Origin of the sequence: Clostridium oceanicum (genome assembly GCF_039521385.1) — a bacterium.
Taxonomy (GTDB): Bacteria; Bacillota; Clostridia; order Clostridiales; family Clostridiaceae; genus Clostridium_F; species Clostridium_F oceanicum.
Genome location: NZ_BAAACG010000001.1, coordinates 197,603 through 220,913 on the forward strand (window position 1 = coordinate 197,603; position 23,311 = coordinate 220,913).

Here is a 23,311-nt window from a genome sequence, read left to right on the forward strand (position 1 = left end):
ATTAATACATCAATCTAGTTTATATTATTTAATCAGTGAAATACTATTTAATGATATAATTATAAATAATTATATTTACTTTGGAGGATAGAATATGAAAAAAATCATAATAGTTGAAGATACAAAGACTATAAGATATGAACTAGCAAAATTTTTATCTAAGTATGGGTATGAAATTGATGCTCCAGAAAATTTTGAAAATATAGTTCAATATATAAGAGAATCAAAAGCAGATTTAATATTACTTGATATAAAATTACCACTATTTGATGGCTATTATGTATGTAGAGAGATTAGAAAAAAGGAGGATACTCCTATAATAGTAGTTACAAGCAGAGATACAGAAACAGATGAACTTATGAGTATGAATTTAGGGGCAGATGATTTTATAACTAAACCTTATAATCTTCAAATATTGTTAGCTCATATATCAGCAGTTTTAAAAAGAACTTCTGAAAAATCATATAAAGAAATATTAGAATATAATGGCTTAGAGCTGAATTTGTCAGATGGATCTATTAAGTTTAAAGAAAATTTAGAGCAACTTACTAAAAATGAATTAAAAATACTTTCCTATCTTATAAAAAATAAAGGTAGTATAGTTTCTAGAGAAAAGCTTATGAAATATTTATGGGATTCAGAAGTATTTATAGATGATAATACCTTATCTGTTAATGTAACAAGAGTTAGAAGAAAACTTGAAGATATTGGAGTTAAAGATATAATAAAAACAAGAAGAGGACTTGGGTATATAATGCCATGAATATAAAACAATATTTAAAGGAAAGATTTTTATTTTTGTTTATAAGCTTAAGTATTTTCTTTGGAGTTATGTGTGTATTATTAATATTAAATGTAAAAGCTATAATGATATTATTGATTTTTATTTTATCTTTTTTACCTTTAATCACTTATATAATAATAGAGTATATAAAATATAAAAGATATTTTAATAATATAGAAAAAGTATTAGATAGTTTAGATAAAAAGTATTTATTACCAGAAATAATTGAAATTCCTAGATTTATACAAGGAAAAATCTTTCATGAGGTACTTAAAAAATGTAATAAACAAATGCATGAACATGTAAATTATTATAAAAATGAACAAATTGAATATAGAGAATACATAGAAACGTGGGTTCATGAAATAAAAACACCTATTTCATCAGCTATGCTTATATTAGAAAATAATGATAGCCATTCTATTAGTAAAGATATAGAAGATGAAATGAAAAACATAGAAGGACTTGTAGAACAAGTCTTATATTACTCAAGAAGTAGTGACGTTAACAAAGATTATTTAATAAAAAAAATTAAACTAGATTCTATAATAAAAAATGTTCTTAAAAAAAATTCAAAAGACTTTATATATAAAGGGATAAAATTACAATTAGATAATATAGAAGAATATGTATACAGTGATTCAAAATGGATACAGTTTGTAATAAATCAGATTATAAACAATTCTATAAAATACATTAATCCTAAAAAAGGAGTAATTAGTATATATTCTAAGTCCAATAATAATAATGTAATTCTTACAATTGAAGATAATGGTATAGGAATATATGAAAAGGATATTGATAGGGTTTTTGAAAAGGGATTTACAGGAAAAAACGGTAGGAAATATGCAAAATCTACAGGAATGGGGTTATATATATGTAGAAAGCTTTGTTATAAACTAGGATTACATATATCTATAACATCTAAAAGAGATGTTGGAACTAAGGTTAATATAATTTTTCCTTTAAGTAAACATAATTTACTTAAATAGAGTAAATATTTAAATGTTATTAAAGAATTGATATTGTATAGGAGTATAAGTGAAAAGCTTATACTTTTTATTTTCTAAAAATAGAAAAGTTTAAGAAATAATATGATATCTAAAATTCTAACATATAAATTTATTATTTGGTTTATATGTGTTAAAAGATATTTATCTTACAAAAACGTAATTTAAATGATAGATAAATCAATATGATATAAAAAGATACTTTAATATAATTAATTTATAAGTTACATGAAAGATAATAATTTGAAAATTAATTATACAAGGAGGTATATATGAAAAATACATTGATAGTTAAAAATGTTGAAAAGTATTATGGAAAGCGAGGAAATGTAGTTAAAGTATTAGATAATATAAATTTTAAAGTAAATGAAGGAGAATTTGTTGGAGTTATGGGTCCTTCTGGCAGTGGGAAAACTACACTCCTTAATTGTATTTCAACCATTGATAATGTAACAACAGGTCATATAATTATAAATGAAAAAGATATTACAAATTTAAAATCTAAAAAAATGGATCAGTTTAGAAGAAATGACTTAGGTTTTGTTTTTCAAGATTTTAATTTATTAGATACATTAATAGGATATGAAAATATAGCTTTAGCATTAACTATACAAAAAAGATCTCCTAAAGAAATAGATGTTCTTATAAGAAAAATTTCAGAAACTCTTGATATTACATCAGTTTTAAAGAAATACCCTTATGAAATGTCTGGAGGACAAAAACAAAGGGTTGCATCAGCTAGAGCAATAATTACTAATCCATCTTTAATATTAGCAGATGAACCTACAGGGTCATTAGATTCTAAAGCTTCAAGAGTATTACTTCAGTATTTTGAGAAGCTAAACCAAGAATTAAAAGCTACTATTTTATTAGTAACTCATGATGCTTTTACTGCAAGTTATGCAAATAGAATTTTATTTATAAAAGACGGAAAAATATTTAATGAATTAATTAAAGGAAAAGATTCTAGAAAAGAATTTTTTAACAGGATAATAGAAGTAACAACACTTCTAGGTGGTGATATAAATGATGTATTTTAAATTAGCTATGGAGAATGTTAAAAATAGTTATAAAGATTACATAATATATTTTATAACATTAATATTAGCGGTATGTGTATTTTACAACTTTAATGCTATAACTTCTCAGAGCTTGATTTTTAAAATGAATATATATCAAAAACAAAGCATAGATAGTTTATCTAAAATTATATATTATTTATCAATATTTATAGCTCTAGTATTTTGTAGTTTAATTGTATATGCAAATAATGCCTTGATAAAAAAACGTAAAAAAGAATTTGGGATTTATGGAACCTTAGGTATGTCTAAATTTATAATATCTAAAATTTTAATATATGAAACTTTAGTGATTGGAATAATATCTTTAGTTTTAGGGTTAATCATAGGAATAATAACTTCACAAGGTGTTTCTGTTTTTGTATCTAAAGTTTTTAATTTTGATATCAGTAAATATAAATTTATTGTATCTAGTGATACTATAATAAAGACTATATTATATTTTGGAATAATGTTTTTACTTATAATGGTTTTTAATGTAATTGTTGTATCAAAAAATAAATTGATTGATTTAATATATGCTTCAAAGAAAAACGAAAATATAGTTGTTAGAAATTCTATGATTTCAGTTAGTATATTTATCATATCTTTATGTATTTTAGGTACAGCCTATTATATGGCATGGAAATATATTGTTACACCTAAAAATATAAAACTTCCTTATTCAGTGTTACTTGGAGGGGTAGGAACTTTTTTATTTTTCTTTGGACTTTCTGGGGTAATGCTTTTTATATTAAAGAAAAATAAGAATATATATTTAAAAGATTTAAATATATTTGTCATAAAACAACTTACTAATAAGATAAATACTAATTTTATATCAATGGCATTAATATCTTTAATGATATTTTTATCTATAGTAATATTAGGAGTCAGTGTAAATGCTAAATATCAGCTTCAAAAACATTTAGACATATCAATACCTTCTGATGTTAAAATAACAATAAGCAAAATGAAAAATAATAAACTTCCAAATGCTTATAAAACACTAAATAAATTAAATTTTAAATTAAAAGATTCTTATACAAAAGATAAACTGGATATGTATGATTCAAATATTAAAATATACAATCTATTAAATAAATATGCAGATAAAGACTTAAAAAAGGATCTTAAAGAATATATAGGGAATTTAAGAGTTATTAAATTATCACAATATAATAAATTAAATAAAATATATGGGAATAATAAAGATATAAAATTAAAAGAAAATGAAGTTTTGTTATTGGCAAATGATAAAGATAAAAATAATACTTTAAAAAGACTAAAAGAAGATAAAAATAGCATAAAAATAGGAAATATTCTTTATAGTATAAAAGAGAAAAGTGATTTTAAAGATGAAACTACTTTAAATACAAAGGAGTTTTATTATAATTATATAGCTATAATTCCTGATTTAAATGATTCTAAGCTAAATTTAAATAAAGATGAAACTACTATATATATAACAGCTTCTAAAAAAGAAAAGTGGTTATTAGAAAAAGATTTTATGAAGTTAGATAAAGTTTTAGAAGAGCCAGGATCTAATATACAAAATAAACAAGGATGTTATATAAGTGCTGAAAGCAGAAAACAAAATTATAATAAACAGCAAAATTCAGTAGGAACCATATTATATATGGGGCTTTATTTAGGGTTTGTATTTTTAATAGCAAGTTCTGCAATGCTTTCAATACAGCAACTAACAGAAGCAAGTGATAGTGTTAATAGATATAAATCTCTTAAAAGGATGGGTATATCAGATGAAATGATAAATAACACTATAAAAAGTCAAATATTGATACATTTTATAGTCCCTTTTAGTTTGGCAATAATTCATACAATAGCTGCAATGAAAATTTTAAATAAGGCTACAAACAGTGGACAAATTAATATAGTGTTAGGATTTAATTTAACAGTAGCTATAGTAATGACAGGTATATTAATAGTGTATATATTATATTTATATTGTACCTATATATTATATAAAAATATAATTAGAGGTAAATAAAGAAGTAGATTTATAGCTATATTAGAAAATATAAGAATAAAAATAATATAATTATATGTTAATATAGTAATTTATGTAAAAATTTAGTATAATTAATTACAGAGAAGTATTATTTTAAGGTACTTAATATTTTAAAATTCTTCTCTGTAATTTATTTTATATAAATAAAGTGAAGAATAATAAAAAGATTAAGGTTAAACTCTTAGGAGATGTATTAAATATGGTATTTATGTGTACAGCTATGTATTCAGAAGCTTATCCATTTATACAAAAGTTAAATTTAAAAAAGGATTTTTTATGTCATAAATTTCAAATATTTAAAAATAAAGAGGTAGTATTAATAATAACAGGAATAGGGAAAATAAAGGCGGCTATAGGGGTTACTTACTTGTTTTCAAAATATAATTTTAAAGTATCAGATGTTTTAATTAATATTGGAGTATGTGGAACTAATGATAAAAACATAGAAATAGGTACTTTGTTTTTGGTAAATAAGATAATAGAAGAGGATACTAAAAAAACATTTTATCCTGATATGATTTTTAAAAATCCTTTTAAAGAAACAAGTATTGAAACTTGTTCCTTAAGTGAAAAAAATTCTGATAAAAAATATAAAGGTAAATTAGTAGATATGGAAGCTTCAGCAGTATATGAAGCTGCTTTAATGTTTATGGAGTGTCATCAAATTTTCTTTATAAAAATAGTTTCAGATCATTTAAATAATGAAAAATTAACTAAAGATTTAATATCAAAGCTTATTTATGATAAATCTTTACAGGTATTAGAGTGGATAAGCAGTTTAAAAGAAGTTTTTACATATGATAAAAGTGTTCTTTCTAAATTGGAAAAAGAAAAAGTAAAAATTATATCAGAAAAGCTTAAATTTTCTTCTACTATGAAAAGTCAGCTTAAACAGATACTTATATATTTTAAACTTCAAAATGGAAGCTTAAATAAATTATTCGATTATTATTTAGATATAGAATGTAGTTCTAAAAATGAGGGGAAGAGATGCTTTGCAGAATTTAAAAAAAGAATTATTTAATCCTTATTTTTCACATATATACGTTGAAAAGGAAGCGGTAAATAGTCCTAATACAAAAAAGATATTATCAAATTTTAAAGAATCTAAAATTGTTTATATAGATCATTATAAAGATGTGTTTTGTAGGACTCATCAAAACTATAATCTTCAAAAGAAAAGTTCAAAACTAATAATTGCAGTAAAAAAAGATAATTTATTATATAAAGGTGCTAAGGTTTGTGAAGACTTTGGAAATGAATATTTTTATTATACTTCAACTATGATGAACTGCATATATGATTGTGAATATTGTTATTTGCAGGGGATGTATAGCTCGTCTAATATAGTTGTATTTGTGAATATAGAAGATATATTTAGAGAGGTAGAAAAGCTTTTAAAGAGTCATTCAGTATATCTTTGTATTTCTTATGACACAGATATATTAGCATTTGAAAACATAGTTGGTTATGGGAGAAAATGGATTGAATTTGCAAAAGCTCATCCTAATTTAAAAATTGAATTAAGAACTAAAAGTACTAATTTCAATTCAATAGAAGATATTAGAGCTATAGAAAATGTTATATTAGCATGGACTGTGTCTCCAGATAGGGTTATAAAAAACTATGAAAATAGAACTCCTTCTTTAAAAGAAAGATTAGAAACTATAAAGAGAGCTATAGACAAAGGGTGGAAAGTCAGAATTTGCTTTGATCCAATGCTTTATATAAAAGATTGGAAGAAAATTTATAAAGATTTATTTGAGTATACATTTAACAGGGTAGATGTAGATAAAATATATGATGTTAGCATAGGAGTATTTAGAATATCAAAAGATTATTTAAAAACAATGAGAAGACAAAGATTTGATTCTGTTATAGTAAATTATCCCTTTGAAACAGTTAAGGGAGTATGCAGTTATAAAGATACATTATCAAAAGAGATGATAAATTATGCTTATAATACTGTAAAAGAGTATGTGGAAGAAGAAAAAATATATATTTAAGGAAGGGAAGATAGTATTGAAATCAGCAATAGTAACAGGAGCTTCTTCTGGAATAGGTTTTGAAATTAGTAAAAGTTTAATAAATTTAGGGTATAAAGTTTATGGTATAGGAAGAGATTTTTCAAAAGTTGATTTTTGTGATGAAAACTTTATAAAAGTGGTATGTGATATTTTAAATACAAATATTCTTTGTAAAACAGTGAGAGATATAAAAAAAAAGAGAATGTATATATATTAGTTAATAGTGCAGGGGTAGGATATTTTGGACTTCACGAAGAGCTTAATACTAACAAAATACAAGAGATGGTTAGGGTTAATCTTGAAGCACCACTTATAATAAGTCAAATATTGCTTAGGGATTTAAAAAAAAATTTAGGATTTATAATAAATATATCATCTATAACAGCTAAAGAATCTAGTCCTCATGGATGTGCTTATGGATCAACTAAGGCAGCTCTTACTCATTTTTCTAATAGTCTATTTGATGAAAATAGAAAATATGGAGTTAAAGTAATTTCTATACATCCAGATATGACTAAATCTAATTTTTATAGAAATGCTGATTTTAAAGAAGGAGATATAAAGGAAAGTTATATTAATCCAAAAGAAATAGCCAAAGTACTTGAAACCATTTTAAATCAAAGAGAAGGTATGGTTGTTACAGATATAACTTTAAGACCTCAAAAACATAAAATAGTGAAAAAGTAAAAAGGCATTTAAATTTATTTTTAGTATTTTTATTAGATGTTAAAAAATATTATATCATGACTAATTTTGATTAAAAGTAATATTTTTGTATTAAAATTGACATAGATACCTAAAAAAACTATAATAATAATATATATCTAATATGTGAAAATATTTTAAACTAATAATTGGATATAAAAATTATAGTTTTATAATAATAAAAGTAGATAGGATGTATAACATGAGTTTAAGTGAAATTTGGGCACATAAGCTAGCTCTTTTAATAAACGAATATGCCCAAAAAGATGATGAGTATGTTCAGACATTGGAATATGGACTAGCTATGACATTTATAAGTATTACAAAAGCAATAGTGTTATTTATTCTTGCATATTTTTTAGGATTATTTAAAGAAACAATTTTATTTCTTATATGTTTTGTATTTATGAGAAAAAGTGTTGGTGGAATTCATGCACAAAAAAGTAATAATTGTACCATTGCAACATCTATAATAATTGTTGGAGGAGCATATGTAAGCATTAACATATATTTAAATAAATGGATTGTTGGAATATTATTTTTAATTAGTTTGATTCTTATATATTTGTATGCTCCAGCAGATACAAAGAAAAATCCTATTACTGATGAAAAATGTAGAAAGCTTCTTAAAAAAAGAAGTATAATAAAAACTTTGGTTCTAGTATGTATAGTTTTTTTTATTAAAGAAAATACATATGTAAATATAATAAGTTTATCTACTTTTGTGGCGAGTGTTATGATAACACCTTATATATATATAAAATTTGGAAAGGAGTATGGAAACTATGAAAAAATTAGAAAATAATATTAAAAAAGCAATTCTTCTAAAATTAGGTGATGTTGTTACAGGAGAAGTACGTAAAGGTGGAAAATTTGGATGGGCAGTGTATGAACCTAAAAAACCAGAACATTTGATTAAAAAATAGGACTAGTCTTTTGAAAAAAGATTATAATCAAAAATAAGATGATTTCTAAAAACATGGAAATCATCTTATTTTTTCAATTTGAAATTAAGAAATCTTTATTTTAGTATATATTTTTTAACATGTATATAAATATGAGGTATTATTTTGTGATTTCATAAAATATAAAAAATATTAATTGTATAGCCTAATATACATAAAAAATTTGATATAATTTATAATGAAGTTTAAACAAGAAAGAAGGTGGGAAAATATGTATTTAGCTAGTATTATAACAGCTATTTCAACATCCTTTTGTATGTGTTTTAATGCATATATGTTAAATTTAGTAAAAATAAGTTTAAAGAAAACAGTAATATATTCTATTATAGGGTCTGGGCTAGTATTTGCTAGTATAAATTTAAATGAAAAACTGATTTTACCTACAATAATTATTTTTTTATTAATTGCTTTAATTATTAATAATAAGAACTTTATAAGAAGTATAGTAACTGTAACAATATCTATTACAGTTATTTCCGTTTTAAACGTATTTATAGGGGTTGTATTAGCACTTACTTATAGGGTTGATTTAGATATAATTAATAATATAATATTAAAAAATATACATATATGCATCATAATGTGGTTATTCACTTATTTTATTGGGATTTTACTAAGTAAATTTATAGGTGAAATGTACAAAAAATATAAAATAATACAGGGTAAAGCAAGGAATCATAAAGAGATAAAAACATTAGTATTAATAAATAGTTTAATAACTATTATACTAGTATATGCACATACAAATATACTTATAGAAATAAAGTCAAAGAATTTAATATTAATCATGACATCTTTGATTTTTTTATCTTATTTAGTATTAAATGTAATTATAACTTATTTTTTCTTTAAAAATATAAAAAAAGAAATTGAATATGAATATAATAAAGATAATTTAAAAACATTAAAGGGATACGTAAATACTATAGAAAATATAAATAATGATATGAGAAAATTTAAACATGATTATATAAATATATTATCTACTCTAAATGTATATATAGAAAATGAGGATTCAGATGGGATAAAATCTTTTTTTTATAATGAAGTTCTTCCTTTTAAGGTTAATGTAACTGAAAAAAATCAAAGATTAGGGCTTTTGAAAAATATAAAGATAGATGCTTTAAAAGGAGTCTTATTTTCAAAAATAATGAAAGCATATGAAATGAATGTTGATTTATATTTAGATATATCTGAAGAAATAAATCGTATTTCTATGGAATATATAGATTTATCTATAATTATAGGTAACTTGTTTGATAATGCTATTGAAGAAGCGGGCAAGTGTACAAGTCCTAAAATAAAGTTTGGAATTATAAGAAAAGAACATTCTGTTATAATCGTTATAATAAATTCTTGTAGAGAGGATACACCTCCTATATATAAAATGTTTAAAGAAGGTTTTTCTACTAAAGGAGAAGATAGAGGCCTAGGTCTTAGTAATATAAAATCTATAATTAATAAAAAATATGATAATGCAGTGTTAAATACATATATTGAAAAAAATGAATTTAAACAAGAACTTATAATAAAATTTGTTGAAAAGAATAAATAATACATAGTAAAATAATAAAAAAAGTTATAATATAGTTGTTTTTACTAAACTATAATGCCTACGTGATAGGAGGACTACATATGTTAAATGTGATTGTATGCGAAGATAATAATGTTGAAAGGTCTAAGATAACCCAGATAATAAAAAATACTATAGTTAGATATGAAATGGATATGAAAATTCAATTATCAACAGGTAATGTTAACGATGTATTAGTATATCTATATAAGAATAATTCAACAGGTATATATTTCTTAGATGTAGATTTAAAATCTAAAATTAATGGGATAGCTTTAGCAGAGAGAATAAGGAAGTATGATCCTAATGCATTTGTTGTTTTTGTAACTACTCATGCTGAAATGAGTTTTTTAACTTTTGAATATAAAGTTGAAGCTATGGATTATATAATAAAGGACGATTTTGACAAAATAAAGAAAAGAATAGTTTCATGTATTCAAACAGCTTATGAAAGATACCATCAAAAGACTAGTAAAAATAAAAGTGATAAAATTTTTGATATTAATCTTGATGATAAAATAATTAGTATAAAATATAAGGACATATTGTTTTTTGAAACATCACAAAAAGCACATAAAGTTAGAGTTCATGAATTTAATAGACAATTAGAGTTCTATGGAACTTTAAAAGAAATTGAAAAGAAGTTAGATGATAGATTTTATAAATGTCATAGATCTTATGTTGTAAATGTTGATAATATAAAAACAATAAACAAGAAAGACAGAGTGGTAGTTATGAAAAATAATGAAGAGTGTTTTGTATCTGTAAGATATTTAAAAGGGCTTATAAAATTAAAAACTAATATATAGATACTAGGGAGTTCTTTATTTGCTTATAATAACTATCTAAATATTTAATAGTAAATTTATTGACATTCCCCCTTGTTTTCTATAAACTGGAAAATAAACAGTAACTTAAAATCATAAGGAATTGTATATTAGGGGGTAAGTTCATGGGAAAATTAGATGGAAAGGTAGCATTTATAACGGGTGCTTCTAAAGGAATTGGACAAGGTATAGCAAAAGTTTATGCAAAACATGGTGCAAAGGTTGTTTTACTTGCAAGATCTTCAAAGGTAGATGATTTAGCTAAAGAACTAAATGATAACGGTTTTGAAGCTTTAGCTGTAAAAGCAGATGTATCAAACATAGAGGATGTTAAAAGGGCTGTAGAAGAAGCTGCTTTTAAATTTGGTAAGATAGATATATTAGTAAGTAATGCAGGAGTATGCAAACTAGATAATTTTTTAGAAATGACAGGAAAAGATAGAGATTTTCATATTGATATAAACATAAAAGGAACTTGGAATGTTTGTAGAGCTGTTTTGCCTTTAATGGTTGAAGAAAAATATGGGAAAGTAGTTATAATGTCTTCAGTTACAGGAGATATGGTATCAGATAAAGGAGAAACTGCTTATGCAACTACAAAAGCAGCATTAGTTGGATTAACTAAGTCTTTAGCAAGAGAATTTGCAGAGTATAATATAACTGTTAATGCTATTTGTCCAGGATATGTTAAAACTCCAATGGCAGACAGTATAGCAAAACAGTCAAATGAAAAAAATCCAAATTTAGTTATTAAAGGAATAGTAGATGGAGTACCACTTAAAAGATTAGCTGAGCCTAAAGAAATAGGAGAATTAGCAGCATTTTTAGGATCAGATGAATCATCTTATATAACAGGTACACAGGTTGTTATAGATGGAGGAAGCACTCTTCCAGAGACTGTAAGCATAGGGGTTTAATAAGTTTTTAATTGGTATAGATTTAATTAAGCATACATTTGTGTAATACATGTATGCTTAATTTTTATGTAACTATTTTTCCTTTTTTTCTAAGTTTTCTTGATTTGCTAGATTTTACAAAGGTAAGATTATATAATTTAACAAAAGGGATTATATGTTAAGGAGGGCAAAATGAATTCTATAGCAATAGTTACAGATAATGTTGACTCAAAATTATCTGGATTTTTAAAAGAAAACTTAAAATTAGTTTTTGAAGATATTATTAATATAACTATATATTCTTTTGAAGAATTGAATAATGGTAAAGTAATTCATGAAAAGGTTATATTAGTTATGATAAAAGAAAGAGCCATTGAAATACAAAAGTATCTTTCTCATAATCAAAGAGTTATTGTTGTTCAAAGAACTATAAAAGAAGAAGAGACATTTAAACTTTTTTCCATATCAAAAGGAATGGATGTTTTGGTAGTTAATGATAATAAAGAAACTATTTTAGAAACAATTTCTTTGTTTTATCAATTAGGAATAAATCATTTGAATTTTATTCCTTATAATCCTAAGTTGGATTATAGTAATATTAAAATTGCAGTAACACCTGGAGAAATACAAAAAGTGCCTAATTATATAGAAAAAATAATAGATGTAGGAGATAGGTGGATAGATTTATCTATTTTTATGAAGATATCTGAAATATTAAATATAAAAAATAAAATTATTGATAAAAATATAATCAAATATTCTCAACGAATTGTTAGTTTAGATGTTGGAATAAAAGAAAAATATAAAGAATTATTTATGAAAAATGAAGAATTAGATATCATAATTAATTTATCAAAAGATGGTATAATATTTACTTCAAAAGATGATGAGATAGTAGTATGTAATAGAAGTTTTAATTCTATGTTTAATTTAAAAACTAACTTAGAAGGTAAGAATATTAATGATATATTACCAAAGAATATAAAATATTTAAATAAAAAAGATAAAATAGAAAACGAAGTAATAAAGTTAAACAATAAATATTTTAACGTTAACAAGGAATCTATATATGATTTGGGAAATAAAATTGGTACTTATTATAACATACAAGAAGTTACCTATATAAAACAACTTGAACAGAATTTAAATAGAAAAATTAAATCAACGGGCCAATTTGCAAAATATAGATTTGATGATTTAAAAACTAAATCTTCTAAGATGAAATTCTGTTTAAAATTAGCTAAGAAAATTTCTAAATCTGAATTAACAGTTTTAATTTTAGGAGAAAGTGGTACTGGGAAAGAGGTTATAGCTCAATCAATACATAATAATTCTGATAGATCTAAATATCCATTTATAGCGGTTAATTGTGCTTCTATGCCAGAAAATTTATTAGAGAGTGAACTATTTGGATATGAACCAGGAGCTTTTACTGGAGCACTAAAAGAAGGTAAAAAAGGATTATTTGAGCAAGCTAATAATGGAACTATATTTCTAGATGAAATAGGAGATATGCCCCTTATTTTACAAACAAAGCTTTTAAGAGTTCTTCAAGAAAGACAAGTTATGAGAATAGGATCTTATAAAGTGATAGATATAAACGTAAGAGTTATTGCAGCTACAAATAAAAAATTATTTAATATGATTGAAAAGGGAACCTTTAGAGAAGATCTTTATTATAGAATTAATGTATTACCTATAGAAATACCTCCATTAAGGGAAAGAAAAGAAGATATATTGCCCTTATTTCAGCATTTTATAACCAAGGAGTTAATATTATCAGATGAAATAAAAGAATATATTAAGGAATATAAATGGAAAGGAAATATAAGAGAACTTCAGAATGTAGCTGCTTATGTATCTCTTATGTGTGAGAAAAAAGTAGATTTTAGTAGTTTGCCTTTTAAATTTAAAATTAATAAGAATAATTTAATTAAAAATAATGGGCATAGTGTTAGTGGGAATGATAAATCTATAACAATATTAAAGATATTAAGAAGTTATAAAAAAGAAAATAAAAGTTTAGGTAGAAAGGGATTATTAAAAAACATGATAGATTATAATATAGAAATTACAGAAGGAGAAATAAGAATGCTTTTGAAAAAGTTATCAGATAAAGGCTTTGTTTCATCAAAAGTAGGGAGAGGGGGCAGTAGTATAACAGAAAAAGGGGAAGATTTAATTAAAGATATATCTAGCGAAATTTAAATAAATAGGTTTTAATTAGGTAAAAAAACAGGTTGAAAAATAGGTTTTTAGTTAATAAACCTATTTAGGTGTATTAATTTATTTTATTAATTCAGATGTTTTAAAAAATTCTAAAAATTTATTAAAGTGAGAAATTACATAAATTATTATAGTTTAACTTATAGGTTATAAATATTTGGTTCTATATTTATATATAATAAAAAAGGATAAAAGCTTCTATTTCAAGGGAATAGAAGCTTTTTTTATTAGTTTATATAAAGAATTATAGATTGAATTTAAATTAGTAGATTTTTGATTATGATAAAAATATTTTTTGCTCTAATTAAATCTGAATGTTAAATATTATACAATATCAATCTTTTGGCATGAGAATTGCTTTAGATAAAAACGAATACATATTAATCAGGAGGGCATAAAAATGGCTAGAAGACCAATTATAGGAATATCTGGAAGTTTAATAATTGATGAAGGAGGTATGTTTCCCGGATATGAAAGAGCTTATGTAAATAATGATTATATTCAATCTGTGGTTAGAGCTGGAGGGATTCCATACATTATTCCAATAGTTTACGATGAAAAAATAATTAAAGATCAAGTTGAAAATATTGATGGCTTAATTTTATCCGGGGGACATGATGTTAATCCATTATTATTTGGGCAAGAACCATCTCAAAAATTAGGAGCAATAATGCCTAAAAGAGACAAATTTGATTGTAAATTATTAGAATTGACTAAAGAACAAGAAAAGCCAATATTAGGAATATGTAGAGGCCATCAAGTTATAACTGTACATAGCGGTGGTAGTTTATATCAAGATTTATCAGAAATAGATGGATGTTACATAAAGCATAATCAAGAACATTTATCAAATATACCAACTCATACTGTTAATATAAAAAAAGGAACCATTTTAGAAGAGATTTTAGGAAAACAAATAATAACAAATTCTTTTCATCATTTAGCAGTTAAAGATGTACCAAAAGGATTTAAAATAGCAGCAACTGCTAAAGATGGAGTTATAGAAGCTATAGAAAGTGAAACTCAATTTATATTAGGTATACAATGGCATCCAGAGATGATGTCAAAAGATAACGATTATATGGCAAAAATATTTGAGAGATTTATAAAAGAAGCTAAGAAAAACTAAGGAGAGATAATATGGCTAATAAACAAAAGTTTGGATTTTGGAGTATAGTTCTTTTAGGAATTAACGCTATAATAGGTTCTGGAATATTTTTATTGCCTAATCAAGCAATGAAACTAATAGGAACTGCAAGTATAGGTGTAATATTATTTGACATGCTTTTAGTTGTAAGTATAGCAGTATGTTTTGCAGAAGTTGGAGGCATGTTTAAGAAAAATGGTGGTCCATATGTTTATGCTAAAGAAGCCTTTGGGGATTTTGTAGGCTTTGAAGTAGGATTTATGAAATGGGCTATAAGTATAATAGCTTGGGCAACTATGGCTGTTGGATTTACAACAGCACTTGGAAAGGTATGGCCAGCTGCAGCGGAAGGTACAATAAAAAATTTTATAGTTGTAGGTATTTTAGTTGGTCTTGGAGTATTAAACATATTAGGTGTAAATATATCAAAAACATTAAATAATATAATAACTTTAGGCAAATTATTGCCACTAATTTTATTTGTAGCTGTAGGTATATTTTTTATAAAGGGAGGTAGTTTTACTCCTTTATTTCCAGGAGGATCGTATAAAGCTGGTTCTTTTGGTTCAGCAGCTCTTTTGATTTTTTATGCATTTACTGGTTTTGAATCTATAGCTGTTGCTGCTGAAGATATGGAAAATCCTCAAAAGAATATCCCTAAAGCAATTATAACAGTAATGATTATAGTATCTGTCTTTTATTTGTTAATTCAATCAGTGTCTATAGGGATTTTAGGACAAAGTTTAGGGAGTACATCTACACCAGTTGCAGATGCAGCAGGAGTGTTTTTAGGCCCTATAGGAGGGGCTGTAGTTACAGCAGGTACACTTATATCTATAGGTGGAATAAATATAGCAGCGTCATTTATAACTCCAAGAAGTGGTGTAGCTCTTGCAGAAGATGGATTAATCCCTAAAGTTGTGGCTAAGAAAAGCAAATTTGACACTCCTTATATTGCTATAATAATAACAGTAGCTCTTGCAATACCAATAGCTTTATCAGGAAGTTTTACAAAGCTTGCTGCAATAAGTGTTGTTTCAAGATTCGTTCAATATGTTCCTACTTGTTTAGCAGTTATAATTTTAAGAAAAAAGAGACCAGACTTAAAAACTTCATTTAGAGTGCCTCTTGGACCTGTAATACCAATTCTTGCAGTAATAGTCAGTGGATGGCTTATAACTCAATCATCAATGGAAAAAATACTTTGGGGTCTTGGTGGTTTACTTCTTGGAATACCTTTATACTTTTTTATGAAAGATAAAAATGTACAAACTGAAGAATTAGATTGTGAAATGTAGAAATTATAAGTTGTATAAAATATTTTTATTCACAGTATTTTTAAATAAAATATTTTATAATATTAAAACTTTGTTAAAAATATTGAAAAGAAAATAATACCATGATATTATAATATATATAAATTTGGTTATTATTTCATATGCTTTAAAGGGTTTTGTGTTTTATCCTATTTATAGGGATAAATAATAAATAATAATTTTATCTTGACACTTGTAGTTATAACTTATTTTTATAAATATTAAATCATTAATAAAAATAAATATCCTTTTAGGGGAACTTTGAAATACATACTTATTTCGGGCATCTTGTATGTATGGAGTTAGTGATGCAACCTACCCAATGTTCATATTTTGAACGTTGGGTTTGTTTTATATATGGGACATTTAAATATTAATTTTTAATAAAAAGGAGATGGTAATTTGAAAAGTGGAAGCTAAAAATTATAGAAGGTAGGTGAGTTATTTGATTTATTATGAAAATTATTATTCCTTGGAGTTTTAGATTATTAATATAGAATTCAATTGGAATGAACTTAATATATTAAACTTAGGAGGATATATTATATGAACATAAGAAAAATAGATTCACTAGAATTTAAAAAAAATTCTTACTTCAAAAATAAAGCTTTAAAAAAATCTAGAAGGATTAATGAAATAAAATTTAAAGATAAAGTTGAAATATCATCTGTAGGAAAGCAACTTAGTTTCTGCATGTTAAATGAAGATACAAATATTAATGATGAAAAAATATTTTCTATACAAAAACAAATTAAAAATGGAAATTACAAAATTGATTCTAAATTAATTGCAAAAAAAATTTTAAAATCTATAAAAGAAAAATATTAATAAGTAACTATATTATTAAAAATAAAATCATAATATTTAAAATTTGTTATATTAAAACGTTTAAAAAAATATTCTTTAAAAAAGTATTCAAAATGTATTGACAATTGAATTATTTTGATGTTAAAATGATAAAAATTAATTATTGAGGTTCATTTGAAAAAGAAAAAAACTATTGACATAAATTAATTTTCATAGTAAAGTAATAAACAATAAAATAAATTATATAAAAGCAATGACAGGATTAAGTAGATATTTAAGTATTTTAAAGAGAGTGGGAGTAGCTGAGAACCCATAAATGCACCTATCGAAACTCACCCTGGAGCTGTAGGCTGAAATTGTAGTAAGCTAAGCCGGCATAGCCGTTATTTAGATTAAGTATAAATTTGGGTGGTACCGCGACAGACTTCTCGCCCCATAGAGGGAGAAGCTCTGTCTTTTTTATTATAAAAAAATACCCTCAAATTAACAAAAATAGATATTATTAAAAAATGAATTATATAAAAGCAATGACAGGATTAAGTAGATATTTAAGTATTTTAAAGAGAGTGGGGATAGCTGAGAACCCATAAATACACCTATCGAAACTCACCCTAGAGCTACTAAGCTGAAATTATAGTAAGCTAAGTCGGCATAGCCGTTATCAAAATTAAGTGAAAAAAATGGGTGGTACCGCGACAGATTTCTCGCCCCATAGGGGAAGACTGTCTTTTTTTTATACCTAAAATTAAGTTAAGTTTAATATTTTTTCATTTGGCCAGTGGAACTTTATTATATATAAATATGTTTAAATATAAATCAAAGGAGGAAATTTATTATGTCATACGTACAATTTGTAAATTCTAAAAATTTGGAAAATTCTGATTTAAAAAAGGAAAGAGATTCTAAAATTCATGAGGTAGATAGTTCATACTATGAATATTTAAGAACTATGAAAAAAGAAGACAGCGATGATTGTGACTATTCAGTAGCATTTATGACTTTTTAATTTTACACAAATTTAAAAGAATAACTACTAACAAAACATAATTTTTTAGTAATGAAAGGGTGGTTTTAGTGAATAAAAAAATATATATTTTTGATACTACATTAAGAGATGGGGAGCAAACTCCAGGAGTAAGTCTTAACATAAATGAAAAAGTAGAAATTGCAAAACAATTAGAAAAACTAGGAGTAGATGTTATTGAAGCAGGTTTTCCCGTTGCATCTAAAGGTGATTTTGAAGCAGTTAAAGCCATTTCAAAAAATATCAAAAATACTGTAGTTACAGGGCTTGCAAGAGCAACAAAAAAAGATATAGATACTGCATGGGAAGCTTTAAAGTATGCTAGAAAGCCTAGAATACACACTTTCATTGCTACTTCTGATATTCATATGGAAAATAAGTTAAAAATGAAACCAAAAGAGGTTTTAAAAAGAGCCTGTGAAATGGTTAAGTATGCTAAATCACTTTGCAAAAATGTTGAGTTTTCTCCAGAAGATGCATCAAGAACTAGAAAAGATTTTTTGTATGAGGTTTTAGAAAAAGTAATTGATGCAGGAGCAGATGTATTAAACATACCAGATACTGTTGGATATACGACTCCTGATGAATATGGTGAATTTATAAAAGGGATAAAAGAAAATGTTAAAAATATTGATAAAGCTATTATAAGTGTTCATTGTCATAATGATTTAGGTATGGCAGTATCAAATTCATTGGCAGCAATAAAAAATGGTGCTGAGCAAATTGAATGTTCTATGAATGGACTTGGAGAAAGAGCTGGAAATGCTGCAACAGAAGAAATAGTTATGGCAATTAAAACTAGAGAAGATATATATAATTCCTATACAGATGTCGTCACAAAGGAGATAATGAGAACTAGTAGGTTGGTTAGTGATTTAACAGGAATTCATATACAAAATAATAAAGCTATTGTAGGAGAAAATGCCTTTGCTCATGAATCTGGAATTCATCAACATGGAGTTTTAAATTGTCGAGAAACTTATGAAATTATGACTCCAGAGTCTGTAGGATTAAATAAGAATTCAATAGTTTTAGGTAAGCATTCAGGAAGACATGCTTTTGAAAAGCGATTAGAAGAAATTGGGTATAATGATTTGAAAGAAGAAAAAATAACAGAAGCTTTTTATAAATTCAAAGATTTAGCAGATAGAAAAAAAATCGTATCAGATGAAGATATAGAAGCCTTAGTTAGAGAAGAAGTATTTAAAGTAGAGGAAACTTTTAAACTTGAATATTATCAAGTTTCAAGTGGAAGTGTTGTTTCAACATCTACTGTTAAAATACGTTTTAAAGATGAAGAAATTAATGAGGCCGCTTGTGGTGATGGTCCTGTAGATGCAACTTTTAAAGCAATAGAAAAAGCAATAGGAATTAATTTTAACTTAAAAGATTACCTTTTGAAATCTGTAGGTAGTGGAAAAGATGCTTTAGGTGAAGTTACTGTAAAAATTGAAAAAGATCAAAAGATATTTTCAGCTAAAGGAATAAGTACAGATATAGTTGAGGCCAGTGCTAAGGCTTTTATAAATTCTGTTAATAAAATGTATTGTTATATTTAATTATATAAGGAATTTTAACTTTAGATATAGTTTGAAAATTAAATTTTGATAAACAAGGATTAAATTTATATAAAGGGGTTTTAATAATATTTAGTATTATAAAATATCAAGTATTTATAAATTTTAAGGGGATTTTATAATTATAAATAGGTTTATTTATACTATTAAATATAATAAATACAACCACTATTTACTTATACAGATAGGAGGAAACAAAAAAATGGGAATGACTATGACGCAAAAGATATTAGCCAAACATGCAGGATTAGATAAAGTAAAAATAGGTGAATTAATTAAGGTGAAATTAGACTTAGTATTAGGAAATGATATTACTACACCAGTTGCAATTAAAGAGTTTAATAAGATAGGGATTAATGAAGTTTTTGATAAGAAAAAAATTGCTATAGTTCCAGATCACTTTACTCCAAATAAAGATATTAAATCAGCAGAACAATGTAAACTTTGTAGAGAATTTGCAGATGAAATGGATATTGAAAATTATTTTGAAATAGGTGAAATGGGAATAGAACATGCTTTGATTCCTGAAAAGGGGTTAGCAGTTTGTGGTGATGTAATAATTGGAGCAGATTCTCATACATGTACTTATGGGGCATTAGGTGCTTTTTCTACAGGAATAGGAAGTACTGATATGGGAGCTGGAATGGCAACAGGAGAGGCTTGGTTTAAAGTGCCAGAAGCTATAAAATTTGTTCTTAAAGGTAAACTTAAGCCTTGGGTAAGTGGAAAAGATGTAATACTTCATATAATAGGGATGATAGGAGTAGATGGAGCTTTATATAAATCCATGGAATACACTGGAGAAGGGCTTTATAGTTTATCTATGGATGATCGTTTTACTATGGCTAATATGGCAATTGAAGCTGGTGCTAAAAATGGTATTTTTGAAGTTGATGAAAAGACAATAGAATATGTAAAAGAACATTCAAATAGAGAATATAATATTTTTAAAGCAGATGAAGATGCAGAATATGAAAAAATTATAGAGATAGATTTATCAAAGATACGTCCAACAGTAGCCTTCCCTCATCTTCCTGAAAATACAAGAACAATTGATGAAATTCATGATATAACTATAGATCAAGTTGTGATAGGGTCTTGTACAAATGGTAGAATAGAAGATTTAAGAGCAGCAGCTAAAGTCTTAAAAGGAAATAAAGTAAACAGAAAGGTTAGAACTATAATATTTCCAGCTACTCAAAAGATTTATCTTCAGGCTATGAAAGAAGGGCTTTTAGAAATATTTATAAAAGCAGGAGCGGTAGTTAGTACTCCAACTTGTGGACCTTGTCTTGGTGGTCATATGGGAATACTTGCAAAAGGGGAAAGAGCTATAGCTACAACTAATAGAAATTTTGTAGGAAGAATGGGTCATCCTGAAAGCGAAGTATATTTATCTAGTCCAGCTGTAGCAGCGGCATCTGCAGTTACTGGTAAAATCACATCACCAGAGGAGGTAGCAAGATAATGATACAAGGTAAAGTTATTAAATATAAAGATAATATAGATACAGATGTTATTATTCCAGCAAGATATTTAAATACAAGTGATCCTAAAGAACTTTCGCTTCATTGTATGGAAGATTTAGATAAAGACTTTGGAGAAAAAGTTAAGAGTTCAAATATAATGGTAGCAGGTAAGAATTTTGGATGTGGATCATCAAGAGAACATGCTCCTATAGCTATAAAAGCTTCAGGAATTAAGTGCATAGTTGCAGAAACATTTTCAAGAATATTTTATAGAAATTCAATAAATATAGGGTTACCAATAATAGAATGCAAAGAGGCTTCAAAAGATATTGATAAAAATGATGAAATAATTATAGATTTTAAAAAGGGATATATAAAAAATATTACAAAGGATAAAAACTATGCTATAAACCCATTTCCACCTTTTATGCAAAAAATTATTGAATCAGAAGGACTTATAAATTATATAAAAAATCAGAATTCATAAAATAGCCTTTTAAGTTATTTAATATATAAATTTTAAAATAATAGGTTTAGATATAAAAAGTAACTAAATAAGGTATAAGTTAAATTATGAAAAACTAAGATAGAGGTGTATATAATGAAGATAGCAGTATTGCCAGGGGATGGAATAGGAAGAGAAATTATTAATGAAGCTATAAAGGTTTTAGATAAAGTAGCTTTAAAATATAAATTAAAATTTGAATTTAATGAAGGACTAATTGGGGGATGTGCTGTAGATGAAAAAGGTAGACCTTTTCCAAAGGAAACACTAGAGATTTGTAAAAACAGTGATGCAGTTCTTTTAGGAGCAGTAGGCGGTCCTAAATGGGATAAGAATCCTTCAAATATGAGACCGGAAAAAGGTCTTTTAGAACTTAGAAAGTCACTAGGAGTATTTTCAAACTTGAGACCAGCTATTTTGTTTTCTGATCTTAAAGAAGCTTCAAACTTAAAAGAAGAAGTTATAAAAGATGGATTAGATATTATGATAGTTAGAGAACTAATTTCAGGAGCTTATTTTGGAGAGAAAAAAAGAATAGATACTAAAGATGGGGAAAAAGCTTTAGATACTATTGAATATTCTTCTTATGAAATAGAGAGAATTACTAAAAGAGCTTTTGAAATTGCAAGAAAAAGAAATAAAAAATTAACCCTTATAGATAAAGCAAATGTTCTTGAAACGTCAAAACTTTGGAGAAAAATAGTTTCTAAAATATCTTTAGATTATAAAGATGTAAAACTTGATTACATGTATGTTGATAATGCAGCGATGCAGCTTATTAAAGATCCTAATCAATTTGATGTTATACTTACAGAAAATATGTTTGGGGATATTTTAAGTGATGAAGCTTCAATGCTTACAGGATCTTTAGGAATGTTACCTTCTGCTAGTCTTGGAAAAGATAATGCAGGGATATATGAACCTATTCATGGTTCAGCTCCGGATATAGCTGGAGAAGATAAAGCTAATCCTATTGGTACTATAATGAGTGTAGCTATGATGCTTAAGTATAGCTTTGGTATGGAAAAAGAGGCAAGAGATATAGAAAAGGCAGTTGAAACAGTTTTAAATAAAGGTTATAGAACTTCTGATATATATAAAGAAGGTAAAAAATTAGTTGGAACAGAGAAAATGGGAACTTTAATATCAGAAGAAATATAGATATTATAACAAATTATATATTTTAATTATATGTAGAGCTAATTTTTTATTATAAAATTAGCTCTATTAATATTTTCTATTCTATGATAATTTGAGGGTTATTATAAAGTTTTCATTTTAAAAATAGTGATGTAGTTTTTATCTTTTATTTATTATTTGTTTTAATAAGATAAAATGCTTATTGGAGAATGGAATGTTCTAT

20 protein-coding genes, 1 pseudogene, 1 riboswitch and 2 other annotated features are annotated in these 23,311 nt (G+C 25.3%); all 21 genes and pseudogenes read left to right on the forward strand.

Annotation, left to right across the window (positions count from 1 at the left end):
* The first annotated feature begins 94 nt into the window (after window positions 1–94).
* The 21 genes and pseudogenes from ABDZ71_RS00900 to leuB all read left to right on the forward strand — a co-directional run bounded on the left by ABDZ71_RS00900 (window position 95) and on the right by leuB (window position 23,109).
* Window positions 95–763 (forward strand): response regulator transcription factor, encoded by a 669-nt coding sequence (locus ABDZ71_RS00900; RefSeq protein WP_343757895.1) that lies wholly within the window; start codon window positions 95–97, stop codon window positions 761–763.
* Complete coding sequence (locus ABDZ71_RS00905) at window positions 760–1,776, forward strand: sensor histidine kinase (protein WP_343757897.1); 1,017 nt, start codon at window positions 760–762, stop codon at window positions 1,774–1,776. Before ABDZ71_RS00900 ends, ABDZ71_RS00905 begins: the two co-directional genes overlap by 4 nt.
* Window positions 1,777–2,066: 290 nt before the next feature.
* A complete protein-coding gene (locus ABDZ71_RS00910) occupies window positions 2,067–2,834 on the forward strand; it encodes an ABC transporter ATP-binding protein (protein ID WP_343757899.1) in 768 nt (255 codons plus the stop codon).
* Window positions 2,821–4,863 carry an ABC transporter permease gene (locus ABDZ71_RS00915; protein ID WP_343757901.1) on the forward strand — a complete coding sequence of 681 codons (2,043 nt, stop codon included), beginning with the start codon at window positions 2,821–2,823 and terminating at the stop codon, window positions 4,861–4,863. Before ABDZ71_RS00910 ends, ABDZ71_RS00915 begins: the two co-directional genes overlap by 14 nt.
* Before the next feature lie 220 nt (window positions 4,864–5,083).
* The gene (locus ABDZ71_RS00920) at window positions 5,084–5,908 is read left to right on the forward strand and encodes a 5'-methylthioadenosine/S-adenosylhomocysteine nucleosidase family protein (protein WP_343757903.1); all 825 of its coding nucleotides are present in this window, start codon (window positions 5,084–5,086) and stop codon (window positions 5,906–5,908) included.
* Window positions 5,880–6,890, forward strand: coding sequence for an SPL family radical SAM protein (locus ABDZ71_RS00925; RefSeq protein ID WP_343757905.1), 1,011 nt, complete (start codon window positions 5,880–5,882; stop codon window positions 6,888–6,890). The genes ABDZ71_RS00920 and ABDZ71_RS00925 overlap by 29 nt, the downstream gene beginning before the upstream one ends.
* Window positions 6,862–7,598 (forward strand): annotated as a pseudogene (locus ABDZ71_RS00930) (SDR family oxidoreductase). The gene ABDZ71_RS00925 and the pseudogene ABDZ71_RS00930 overlap by 29 nt, the downstream one beginning before the upstream one ends.
* Window positions 7,599–7,818: 220 nt before the next feature.
* Window positions 7,819–8,421: an accessory gene regulator B family protein gene (locus ABDZ71_RS00935; RefSeq protein WP_343757907.1), complete on the forward strand. Its 603-nt coding sequence runs from the start codon at window positions 7,819–7,821 to the stop codon at window positions 8,419–8,421.
* Window positions 8,402–8,542: a hypothetical protein gene (locus ABDZ71_RS00940; RefSeq protein ID WP_343757909.1), complete on the forward strand. Its 141-nt coding sequence runs from the start codon at window positions 8,402–8,404 to the stop codon at window positions 8,540–8,542. Before ABDZ71_RS00935 ends, ABDZ71_RS00940 begins: the two co-directional genes overlap by 20 nt.
* A 250-nt stretch (window positions 8,543–8,792) precedes the next feature.
* Window positions 8,793–10,136 (forward strand): sensor histidine kinase, encoded by a 1,344-nt coding sequence (locus ABDZ71_RS00945; RefSeq protein ID WP_343757911.1) that lies wholly within the window; start codon window positions 8,793–8,795, stop codon window positions 10,134–10,136.
* Window positions 10,137–10,216: 80 nt separating this feature from the next.
* Window positions 10,217–10,963: a LytR/AlgR family response regulator transcription factor gene (locus ABDZ71_RS00950; RefSeq protein ID WP_343757913.1), complete on the forward strand. Its 747-nt coding sequence runs from the start codon at window positions 10,217–10,219 to the stop codon at window positions 10,961–10,963.
* 143 nt (window positions 10,964–11,106) lie between these two features.
* Complete coding sequence (ucpA, locus tag ABDZ71_RS00955) at window positions 11,107–11,898, forward strand: SDR family oxidoreductase UcpA (protein ID WP_343757915.1); 792 nt, start codon at window positions 11,107–11,109, stop codon at window positions 11,896–11,898.
* 171 nt (window positions 11,899–12,069) lie between these two features.
* Entirely contained in the window at window positions 12,070–14,085 is a 2,016-nt protein-coding gene (locus ABDZ71_RS00960) for a sigma 54-interacting transcriptional regulator (protein ID WP_343757917.1), read from the forward strand.
* A 418-nt stretch (window positions 14,086–14,503) separates the two neighbouring features.
* Window positions 14,504–15,232 carry a gamma-glutamyl-gamma-aminobutyrate hydrolase family protein gene (locus ABDZ71_RS00965; protein ID WP_343757919.1) on the forward strand — a complete coding sequence of 243 codons (729 nt, stop codon included), beginning with the start codon at window positions 14,504–14,506 and terminating at the stop codon, window positions 15,230–15,232.
* An 11-nt stretch (window positions 15,233–15,243) separates the two neighbouring features.
* Entirely contained in the window at window positions 15,244–16,548 is a 1,305-nt protein-coding gene (locus ABDZ71_RS00970; protein ID WP_343757921.1) for an APC family permease, read from the forward strand.
* Between the two features lie 263 nt (window positions 16,549–16,811).
* A riboswitch (cyclic di-GMP riboswitch) is annotated at window positions 16,812–16,895 on the forward strand.
* 217 nt (window positions 16,896–17,112) lie between these two features.
* The gene (locus tag ABDZ71_RS00975; RefSeq protein WP_343757923.1) at window positions 17,113–17,394 is read left to right on the forward strand and encodes a flagellar biosynthesis anti-sigma factor FlgM; all 282 of its coding nucleotides are present in this window, start codon (window positions 17,113–17,115) and stop codon (window positions 17,392–17,394) included.
* A 223-nt stretch (window positions 17,395–17,617) separates the two neighbouring features.
* Window positions 17,618–17,812: a binding site (T-box leader), on the forward strand.
* A 79-nt stretch (window positions 17,813–17,891) separates the two neighbouring features.
* Window positions 17,892–18,088: a binding site (T-box leader), on the forward strand.
* 120 nt (window positions 18,089–18,208) lie between these two features.
* Window positions 18,209–18,379, forward strand: a complete 171-nt coding sequence (locus tag ABDZ71_RS00980) for a hypothetical protein (protein ID WP_343757925.1) — start codon at window positions 18,209–18,211, stop codon at window positions 18,377–18,379.
* A gap of 68 nt (window positions 18,380–18,447) precedes the next feature.
* The gene (locus ABDZ71_RS00985) at window positions 18,448–19,956 is read left to right on the forward strand and encodes a 2-isopropylmalate synthase (RefSeq protein WP_343757927.1); all 1,509 of its coding nucleotides are present in this window, start codon (window positions 18,448–18,450) and stop codon (window positions 19,954–19,956) included.
* 220 nt (window positions 19,957–20,176) lie between these two features.
* Window positions 20,177–21,442: a 3-isopropylmalate dehydratase large subunit gene (gene leuC / locus ABDZ71_RS00990; RefSeq protein ID WP_343757929.1), complete on the forward strand. Its 1,266-nt coding sequence runs from the start codon at window positions 20,177–20,179 to the stop codon at window positions 21,440–21,442.
* On the forward strand, window positions 21,442–21,930 hold the full coding sequence (gene leuD / locus ABDZ71_RS00995) for a 3-isopropylmalate dehydratase small subunit (RefSeq protein WP_343757931.1): 489 nt from the start codon (window positions 21,442–21,444) through the stop codon (window positions 21,928–21,930). The genes leuC and leuD overlap by 1 nt, the downstream gene beginning before the upstream one ends.
* Window positions 21,931–22,044: 114 nt before the next feature.
* Window positions 22,045–23,109 carry a 3-isopropylmalate dehydrogenase gene (gene leuB / locus ABDZ71_RS01000; protein ID WP_425544676.1) on the forward strand — a complete coding sequence of 355 codons (1,065 nt, stop codon included), beginning with the start codon at window positions 22,045–22,047 and terminating at the stop codon, window positions 23,107–23,109.
* Window positions 23,110–23,311 lie beyond the last annotated feature (202 nt).